7 protein-coding genes are annotated in these 8,230 nt (G+C 70.8%); 4 read left to right on the forward strand and 3 right to left on the reverse strand.

Annotated elements, in window-relative coordinates:
* A partial coding sequence (locus Q7T09_RS10850; protein ID WP_304699615.1) for a helix-turn-helix domain-containing protein occupies positions 1–977 on the reverse strand: 977 nt, incomplete at its 3' end.
* 290 nt (positions 978–1,267) lie between these two features.
* On the opposite strand from Q7T09_RS10850, the gene Q7T09_RS10855 reads away from it, so the two are divergent.
* Positions 1,268–2,059: a class I SAM-dependent methyltransferase gene (locus Q7T09_RS10855; protein ID WP_304699616.1), complete on the forward strand. Its 792-nt coding sequence runs from the start codon at positions 1,268–1,270 to the stop codon at positions 2,057–2,059.
* A 150-nt stretch (positions 2,060–2,209) separates the two neighbouring features.
* Here the strand turns inward: Q7T09_RS10855 and Q7T09_RS10860 are convergent, their stop codons facing one another.
* Positions 2,210–2,971 (reverse strand): hypothetical protein, encoded by a 762-nt coding sequence (locus Q7T09_RS10860; protein WP_304699617.1) that lies wholly within the window; start codon positions 2,969–2,971, stop codon positions 2,210–2,212.
* Positions 2,972–3,211: 240 nt separating this feature from the next.
* Here Q7T09_RS10860 and Q7T09_RS10865 point away from each other — a divergent pair, with 240 nt between their 5' ends.
* The 3 genes from Q7T09_RS10865 (at position 3,212) to Q7T09_RS10875 (ending at position 5,786) form a co-directional block, all read left to right on the forward strand.
* Positions 3,212–4,363, forward strand: a complete 1,152-nt coding sequence (locus Q7T09_RS10865; RefSeq protein WP_304699618.1) for a trans-acting enoyl reductase family protein — start codon at positions 3,212–3,214, stop codon at positions 4,361–4,363.
* Between the two features lie 45 nt (positions 4,364–4,408).
* Positions 4,409–4,888, forward strand: coding sequence for a transcription elongation factor GreA (gene greA / locus Q7T09_RS10870; protein ID WP_304699619.1), 480 nt, complete (start codon positions 4,409–4,411; stop codon positions 4,886–4,888).
* Between the two features lie 196 nt (positions 4,889–5,084).
* Positions 5,085–5,786 (forward strand): hypothetical protein, encoded by a 702-nt coding sequence (locus Q7T09_RS10875; protein WP_304699620.1) that lies wholly within the window; start codon positions 5,085–5,087, stop codon positions 5,784–5,786.
* A 15-nt stretch (positions 5,787–5,801) separates the two neighbouring features.
* On the opposite strand, the gene ptsP is transcribed toward Q7T09_RS10875, so the two are convergent.
* Complete coding sequence (ptsP, locus tag Q7T09_RS10880) at positions 5,802–8,063, reverse strand: phosphoenolpyruvate--protein phosphotransferase (protein ID WP_304699621.1); 2,262 nt, start codon at positions 8,061–8,063, stop codon at positions 5,802–5,804.
* Positions 8,064–8,230 lie beyond the last annotated feature (167 nt).

An 8,230-nucleotide genomic window follows, 5' to 3' on the forward strand; every position in this document is an offset into this window, starting at 1 on the left:
GCCTGGGCCGACGGCAGCAGGCCCTTGCTCTGGCCGCCCACGAAGACCTGCATGGCCGCGGGGTCGGAGACGTCCACGGTCAGGCCCTTCAGCATGGGGGCGCGATAGGCCTCTCCGGCCGCCAGCTGGCGGGCGAAATAGACCGAGTTGTCGGCGCCGCGCACGATCAGCGAGGTGGGCTTGCGCGCCTGCAGGGTCAGGATCGAAGCCGCCGCGGGGGCGCCATAGACCGGGCCCTTGGCGGTGAAGGTGCTGGCCAGCGGTTCGCTGGGGGCGGCCACGACGTTCTCGGGATGCTCGCGGGCCAGCTTGGCGGCGTCGTCGGCGGCCTTGCTGGAGCCGTCGCCGGCGGTGGCGGCCTGCAGGCCCGGGGTCTCGTAGGGGGTGGGGGTGGTGGATTCCACCGGGGCGGGCAGGGGCGCGCCGAGCGCCACGGGGCCTTCGGTGACCGGCGCCAGGGCCACGCCGACCGCGGCGGCCTCCGGGGCGGTGGGGGGCGGCGGCGCCTGCTCGCTCATGGCGCGCTGGGCGATGTTCCACATGACGATGGCGCCGACGATCAGCAGGCCGACGATGACGATGGCCATGACCCGCGGGTCGCCGTCGCGGCGCACGCCCACGGGTGCGCGCAGGGGCTCGTCGGGGGCCGGCTCGTCGGACTTGAAGCGTTCGACCGCGGCCTCGCCGTCCATGCCCAGCGCGTTGGCGTAGGCGCGGACATATCCGATGGTGAAGGGGCGCGAGGGCAGCTCGTCCAGGCGCATGTCTTCGATGGCCGCCAGGTAGGCGCGGCGGATGCGGGTGGAATCGGCGACGTCCTGCAGCGTCAGGCCGCGGAACTCCCGCGCCGATTTCAGGGCCGCGCCGATGTCTGGTCCGGTGTCCATGGTGGGCATGTAGGAGTCCGCCAGACCGGGATCGCGATCCCCGTCCGCTCGCAAATGCAGATTTGTAACCCCGCCAGTATCGAGAGGCATGGCTACCTGACACCCCACTGTTTGACCGCGACTTAACTTCGCGGCGACGCCCCGCTCCGCACGTTCGCGGAGTTGTTCATACAATAGTGTGGATATCACGCTAGGTTACGGAATTCAATGCGTTATTTGGTCGTCGATGGTTAACTCGCGCGGCGGGCGAAGCGGGCCGGCCTGGCCGGATTTCTGCATGCTCCGGCGCCGCTTGTTCTGAAACGGGACGATTGCGCGCCTGGCTGACCCCGGCGCGGAGTCCCGCTATAAGGCCGACCCTGAGTGAGGGGGCAAGCCACATGCGCGCGCAGGATGTCGCCGGCGTCAACCAGGCCGGCTGGGACCGCCGGGTCGAGGCGGCCGACATCTGGACCCGCCCGGTCTCGGCCGAAGAGATCGACCGCGCCCGCCGGGGCGACTGGTCGGTGGTGCTGACCCCCAACAGGCCCGTCCCCCGCGACTGGTTCGGCGAGGTCGCCGGCAAGGACATCCTGTGCCTGGCCTCGGGCGGCGGCCAGCAGGGGCCGATCCTGGCGGCGGCCGGGGCGCGGGTGACGGTGTTCGACGCCTCGCCGCGCCAGTTGGCCCAGGACCAGGCGGTGGCGGCCCGCGACGGCCTGTCGCTCACCACCCGCCAGGGCTTCATGCACGACCTCTCGGCCTTCGGGGACGCCAGCTTCGACCTCGTCTTCCACCCGGTCTCCAACTGCTTCGCCCCGGAGATTCTGCCGGTCTGGCGCGAGGTCGCCCGGGTGCTGCGGCCCGGCGGCGCCCTGCTGGCCGGCTTCATGAACCCGATGGTCTACATCTTCGACGCGCAGGCCCAGGATCGGGGCGAGTTCGTGGTGCGTCACCGGCTGCCCTATGCCGATATCGACGACCTGCCGCCCGAGGAGCTGGAGCGCCTGGTGGCCCGCGACCACACGGTGGAGTTCAGCCACAGCCTGGAGACCCAGATCGGCGGCCAGCTCCAGGCGGGCCTGGTCCTGACCCACCTGTTCGAAGATCGCGACAGCGGCGGCGGCGACACCGGCCGCTCCCTCCACTTTCCCACCTGTCTGGCGACGCGGGCGGTGAAGTTGACGGGCTGAGAGCAAACAAGGTCGTCATCCCCGGGCTTGTCCCGGGGACCCATGATCTCCGCCTCACCTCAGATCGCGCGAACGTCGCGGCCGCGCGCAACCTTCACCACGGAGATCATGGGTGGCCGGGACAAGCCCGGCCAGGACGAGCAGAGGTGGTTACGCCGTCGCCGTCACCGGCGGCAGTTGATAGGGCGGGGCGCCGGGCGGGCGGCCGATCCAGATCTGGCCGCTGCGGGCCATGACCTTACCGTCGGCGTCGAACAGGGCGACGCCGGCGAAGTGCTTGCGGCCCTCCACCTTGTCGGCCCAGGCCACCACCACATAGGTCTCGCCGGCCCGCGGCTTGACCAGGACCTCGCCGGCCATGGTGCCCAGCAGGCCCACCGGCGTGTCGGTCTTCATCCACCAGGCCATGGAGCCCGAGCAGTCGAGCGCCGCCCAGGTGATCTCGTCGGGGATGGTCCCGTCGGCGTTGGCGAAGTTGGCGTGCGGGGTCCAGGTCCCGGCGCAGACCCCGGGCTCGGCGCCCTCGATCTGGCCGACATGCACCCCCAGGCCCTCGCCGTCCTCGCGCTCGATGCAGCAGGAGAAGCAGCCGCGGTGCAGGGACTTCTGGGCGAACCGCGAGGCCGCGGCGTAGCGCTTGGCGTCCTCGACGCTGGGCGGGGCCGGCGGCATGGGGATGGCGTCGTCGGCGGCGGGCTTGGCCGAGCCCAGGGGCTGGCCCTCGGCGTTGGTCAGGACGACCCCGCCGTCCTCGGACGGCGTCAGGGTGACGGGGGTGTCCAGCGGAACCCCGCTGCGCAGCATGGCGCTGCCGCGGCCGCCGACCGCGTTGGAGAGCACGCCGCAGATATAGCCGCCGTTGGCGGTGACGGGCGGGCCGCGGAATTGTCTCGGAACAATGATCTCGGACATGGAAATGGATCTCAGGTTCGTTGAAATGAAAAAGGCTATGGCCGTTCTCTGCCGTCCGACGGCCAACTCTGCAATGGGTCTGGGCGCCACACTCAGCGCTTTCAGGCGAAGTGGAAGCCGGTTCGCCGTCCGAAAGCGCGCAAGTAAAAGACAGAGCGCCGTTTGGCGCTCTGCTCAAGAATTGCGCGGCGGCCTCAATCGCGGCAGGGTCGCCGCCAATAGAAAAGGGAGGGCGCGCTCATGAACCCCAAGGCCGAATTCGACATCATCGTCTATGGCGCCACCGGCTTCACCGGCCGGCTGGTGGCCGAATACCTCGCCCAGAAGTACGGGGTCGGGGGCGAGGTGAAGTGGGCCATGGCGGGCCGCTCCGCCGACAAGCTGGCCGCTGTCCGCGACGAGATCGGCGCGCCCAAGGACACCCCCCTGGTGGTGGCCGACGCCTCGGACCCGGCCTCGGTCAAGGCCATGGTCGCCCGGGCCAAGGCGATCCTCACCACGGTGGGCCCCTACCAGCTCTATGGCTCCGACCTGGTGGCCGAATGCGCCGCCCAGGGGACCGACTATCTCGACCTCTCCGGCGAGCCCAACTGGATGGCCGAGATGATCGGCAAGCACGAGGCGGCCGCCAAGCAGAGCGGCGCGCGCATCCTGTTCTCCTGCGGCTTCGACTCCATCCCCTTCGAGCTTGGCGTCTATTTCGCGCAAGCGACGGCCAAGGCGAAACTCGGCGCCATGGTTCCCCGCGTGAAGGGCCGGATGCGCAAGATGCGCGGCGGGCTGTCGGGCGGCACGGCGGCCTCGGGCCGCGCCACCATGGCGGCCCTGCAGAAGGACCCCAGCCTGTTTGCTCTGATGATCAACCCCTTCGCCCTGACTCCCGGGTTCACGGGCCCGGCCCAGCCTCCGGGGAACAAGCAGGAGCACGATCCGGATGTCGGCGCCGAGGTCGGCCCCTTCATGATGGCGGCCATCAACACCAAGAACGTCCACCGCTCCAACCTGCTGCAGGGCCACCCCTACGGGACCGATTTCGTCTATGACGAGATGTCGATCATCGACCCCAACACGCCGGCCGCCTTCGCCGACATGCCCGCCGAGGGCGGTCCGCAGCCGGGCGAGGGGCCCAGCAAGGAAGAGCGCGAGGCCGGCTTCTACGACGCCCTCTTCATCGCCATCGCCCCGGACGGCCGCAAGGTTCAAGTCTCTGTCTACGGCGACAAGGACCCCGGCTACGGCTCCACCTCCAAGATCATCGCCGAGACCGCCATCGCGCTAGTGAACGCCCCGGACGTGGCCGGGGGAATCTGGGTGCCCGGCGCGGCCCTGGGGGATCGGCTGGTGAAGCGGCTGTCGGACAATGCGGGCCTGACCTTCAAGGTCGAGAGCTAAAGGCGGTCTGGCGCGTTAGACGCTCCGGACCCTGAAGGAACCGCCATGAGCGTTGCGTTCACCAAGGAAGGGGATGCCGAGGCCACCGCCGCGGATCTCCCCGACCGCCCCATCTCGCCCCACCCCAACCTGGTGACGCTGGAGGGCCTGGCCGCCATCGACGCGGCCCTGGCGCAGGCGCGGGCGGCCTATACCGCCGCCCAGAGCGCCGGCGGCATCGAGGCCGACCGCACCGCCATGGCGCGCGCCACCCGGGACCTGCGCTACTACGCCGCCCGCCGGGCCAACGCCCAGCTGGTGGAGACGACGGGCCAGACCGACACCGTGCGCTTCGGCGGCGGGGTCACCATCGACCGCGAGGACGGCCGCCGCCAGACCTTCCGCATCGTCGGCGAGGACGAGGCCGACCCCGCCCACGGCAGCGTCTCCCACGTCTCCCCCCTGGCCCGCGCCCTGCTGGGCAAGCACGTCGGCGACACCGCCATCCTGGCCGGCGCCGAGGTGGAGATCGTGGCGGTCGACTGAGGCCTCGCGGGCCGTCTGGAGCTGGCGGCCTCGAGACTTGGCCTGAGGTCGACAAGCTGCGACATTGTTCACAGCCGACCGGGCTGATCGGTCGGCGTGACAGCGTCCCGGGGGGGATGAGATGGCTGCAGTTTCTGATGGATCGCCCGCGTCGGCCGGCCGGGACGAGGGCTTCTTCCTCCGTGGCGCCGCCGCCATGGCCCTGGTGATCGTCGCCGGCTTCTCGGTGCAATTGGCGATGGGGCGATCAAGCTTCTCCTCACCGCCGCTCGTCCACGCCCATGCGATCGTGTTCATGGGCTGGGTCGTGATCTATCTGCTGCAGAACCTTTTCGCGGCCACCGGCCGCAGGGTGCTGCACCGCCGTCTTGGTTGGGTCGCCGCGGCCTGGGTCGTGCCCATGCTGGTGCTCGGGTTCGCCGTGACCCTTGCGATCGTGCGCCGCGGCCAGGCGCCGTTCTTCTTCCGGCCGCTGCAATTTCTGGTCTTCGACCCGGTGTCGCTGCTCACCTTCGCCGGCCTGACCACGGCCGCGATCCTGATGCGAGGCCAGACAGACTGGCACCGCCGCCTGCATTTCTGCGCCATGTCGATGTTGCTGGGCCCCGGCTTCGGCCGGCTGCTGCCGATGCCGCTTCTCGCCCCCTGGGCGTGGGAGGCGACGCTCGCGGCCTGCCTGATCTTCCCCCTGGTGGGCATGTGGGCGGACAAGCGGCGCAGCGGTCGGGTTCATCCGGCCTGGCTCTGGGGCGTGGCCGCGATGATCGGCTGCCTGCTGGTGACGGAGGCGATCACCTACAGCCCGGTTGGCGACGCGATCTATCGGAGCGTGGTGGCGGGAGCGCCGGGCGAGGCCATGGCCCCGCTCGAATTTCCCGCGCCGCCCGCGGGCCCATAAGCCCGCCGGCCAGCTCTAGATCGCCGAGATCTTGCGGGCCAGGGTCTCGATCTCGTTGCGGATCGAGCCGGCCGAGCTCTTGATCAGGGCCGAGACCCCGCGCCGGGCGGCCTCCCGGTCGCAGGCCAGCACCATCTGCTTCACCGGCCCGATGCCGGCCGGCGGCATGGACAGCCGGTCGAAGCCCAGCGCCACCAGGACGAAGGCCTCCAGGGGGCGGCCGGCCATCTCGCCGCAGACCGAGACCGGGGTGCCGGTCTCGGCGCAGGCCTGCTGGATCTGCTGCAGGGCGCGCAGGGCGGGCGGCGACAGGAAGTCGTAGCGGTCGGCCACCCGCGGGTTCCCCCGGTCGGCGGCGAACAGGTACTGCATCAGGTCGTTGGTCCCGACGCTGACGAAGTCGGTCATCGGCAGCAGGGCGTCCAGGTGCCAGATCAGCGACGGCGCCTCGATCATGGCGCCCACCTCCAGCCGCGAGGGCGCCGCGCGGCCCCGCCGCTGGGCCCAGGCGATCTCGTGGTCCACCAGGGCGCGGGCGGCGCGGAACTCGTCCACATTGGCCACCAGCGGGAACATGATGCGCAGCGGCCGGCCCCGCGCGGCGGCGATCAGGGCCCGCAGCTGCAGCCGCAGCAGGGCCGGGCGGTCCAGTCCCATGCGGATGGCCCGCCAGCCCAGGGCCGGATTGTCCTCCCGCTCGGCCTCCAGATAGGGCAGCACCTTGTCGCCGCCCAGATCGAGCGTGCGGAAGGTCACGGCCATGTCGCCGGCGGCGTCCATCACCCGGCCATAGAGGGCGGTCTGGGCGTTGAAGCGCGGCATCTCCTCGGCGACCATGAACTGGAACTCGGTGCGGAACAGGCCGATGCCCTCCGCCCCGGTCTCCCCCAGGATGTCCAGGTCGACATCGAGGCCGGCGTTCATCAGGAGCGTGATCTTGTGGCCGTCGCGGGTGAAGGCCGGCGTATCCCGCAGCTTGGCGAATTCCGCCTGCCGCTGCTGGCGGACCTCCAGCCGGGCCCGCAGGGCCTTGATGACGTCGGGCCGGGGCCGCAGATAGGCCTCGCCGGTCTCGGCGTCGACGATGACGGGGTCGCCCTCGGAGACCTTGTCCCGCAGGCCTGCCAGGCGTCCCACGCAGGGGATGTCCAGGGCGCGGGCCACGATGGCCGCGTGGCTCGCCGCCGAGCCTTCCTCCAGCAGCAGGCCCTTGAGCTTGGTGCGGTCGTATTCCAGCAGGTCGGCGGGGCCCAGGTTGCGGGCGATCAGGATGGCGTCGGGGGGCAGGTCGCGGGCCTTGTGGCCGTCGCCCGACAGGTGGCGCAGCAGCCGGTCGTTGAGGTCCTCCAGGTCGTGCAGCCGCTCGCGCAGATAGGGGTCGCGGGCCTGGCCCAGCCGGGCGCGGTGCTCGGAGCGCACCCGCTCCACGGCGGCCTCGGCGGTCAGGCCGTTGCGGACGGCGTCCTCCAGGCTGCGGTTCCAGCCGCGGTCGTGGGCGAACATCCGGTAGGTGTCCAGCACCTCGTAACTGGCTTCAACCAGGCCGTGCTGGCCCTCCAGCATCTCGTCGATCTGGGCCTGCAGGCTGGCGATGGCGGTGGCCAGCCGGATCTCCTCGGCGGCCACGTCGTCGCTCAGCAGCTTGCTGGTGGCCACCGGCGGCTCGTGCAGGACCACGACGCCCAGCGCCAGGCCGTCGGCGAACTTGGCGCCCTTCAGCCGCTCGGGCCGGTGCGGCACCAGGTCGACATTCTTCAGGGCGCCTTCGCTGGCCAGCTCGCTGCCGGCCACCATCTCGGCCAGCACCATGGCGACGATCTGCAGGTCCTCGACCTCGTCGTCGTTATAGACCCGCTCGGTGCGGTTCTGGACCACCAGCACCCCGATGGCCCGGCCGCCGCGCAGCAGGGGCACCCCCATGAAGGCGTGGAACGGATCTTCGCCGGTTTCCGGGCGATAGGAGAAGGCGGGGTGGTTGGGGGCGTCCGACAGGTTCAGCGGCCGGCCCAGGCGCATGATCTCGCCCACCAGGCCCTCGCCGGGCTTCAGGCGGGTGACGTGGACGGCGGTGGGGTCCAGGCCCTCGGTGGCGAACAGCTCCAGGTCGTTGGAGGCGCCGCGCATATAGAGCGAGCAGACCTCGGCCACCATCGAGCGGGCGATGATCCGCACCACCATGTCGAGTCGCTGCTGCGCGGGCCCCCCGCCGGCCAGCGCCTCGCGGATCTGCCGCAGCAGGCTCCGCTGTCCCCGAATGGCGACGCCTGGAATGGCCATCAGCCCCGTCTCGCTCCCTAAAACGCCGCCCATCCGGACGGCCCGCGGCCAGCCCGGCCGTCTTGTCCGCTCCCTAGCAGCTTTGGACGTCGGATCGGAGACGGAAATAAGGAGGAAGTGCGCAGGAATGTCACCGGTGGCGCAAGTTTGGGCGTTGGGCCGGCCGG

Source organism: Phenylobacterium sp. (assembly GCF_030645195.1).
Lineage (GTDB): Bacteria > Pseudomonadota > Alphaproteobacteria > Caulobacterales > Caulobacteraceae > Phenylobacterium.

Bases quoted from the DNA above. Each gene is read 5' to 3' on its own strand.
- ptsP (WP_304699621.1), bottom strand. From the start codon at position 8,063: ATGGCCATTCCAGGCGTCGCCATTCGGGGACAGCGGAGCCTGCTGCGG.
- Q7T09_RS10860 (WP_304699617.1), bottom strand. From the start codon at position 2,971: ATGTCCGAGATCATTGTTCCGAGACAATTCCGCGGCCCGCCCGTCACC.
- Q7T09_RS10855 (WP_304699616.1), top strand. From the start codon at position 1,268: ATGCGCGCGCAGGATGTCGCCGGCGTCAACCAGGCCGGCTGGGACCGC.
- greA (WP_304699619.1), top strand. From the start codon at position 4,409: ATGAGCGTTGCGTTCACCAAGGAAGGGGATGCCGAGGCCACCGCCGCG.
- Q7T09_RS10875 (WP_304699620.1), top strand. From the start codon at position 5,085: ATGGCCCTGGTGATCGTCGCCGGCTTCTCGGTGCAATTGGCGATGGGG.
- Q7T09_RS10865 (WP_304699618.1), top strand. From the start codon at position 3,212: ATGAACCCCAAGGCCGAATTCGACATCATCGTCTATGGCGCCACCGGC.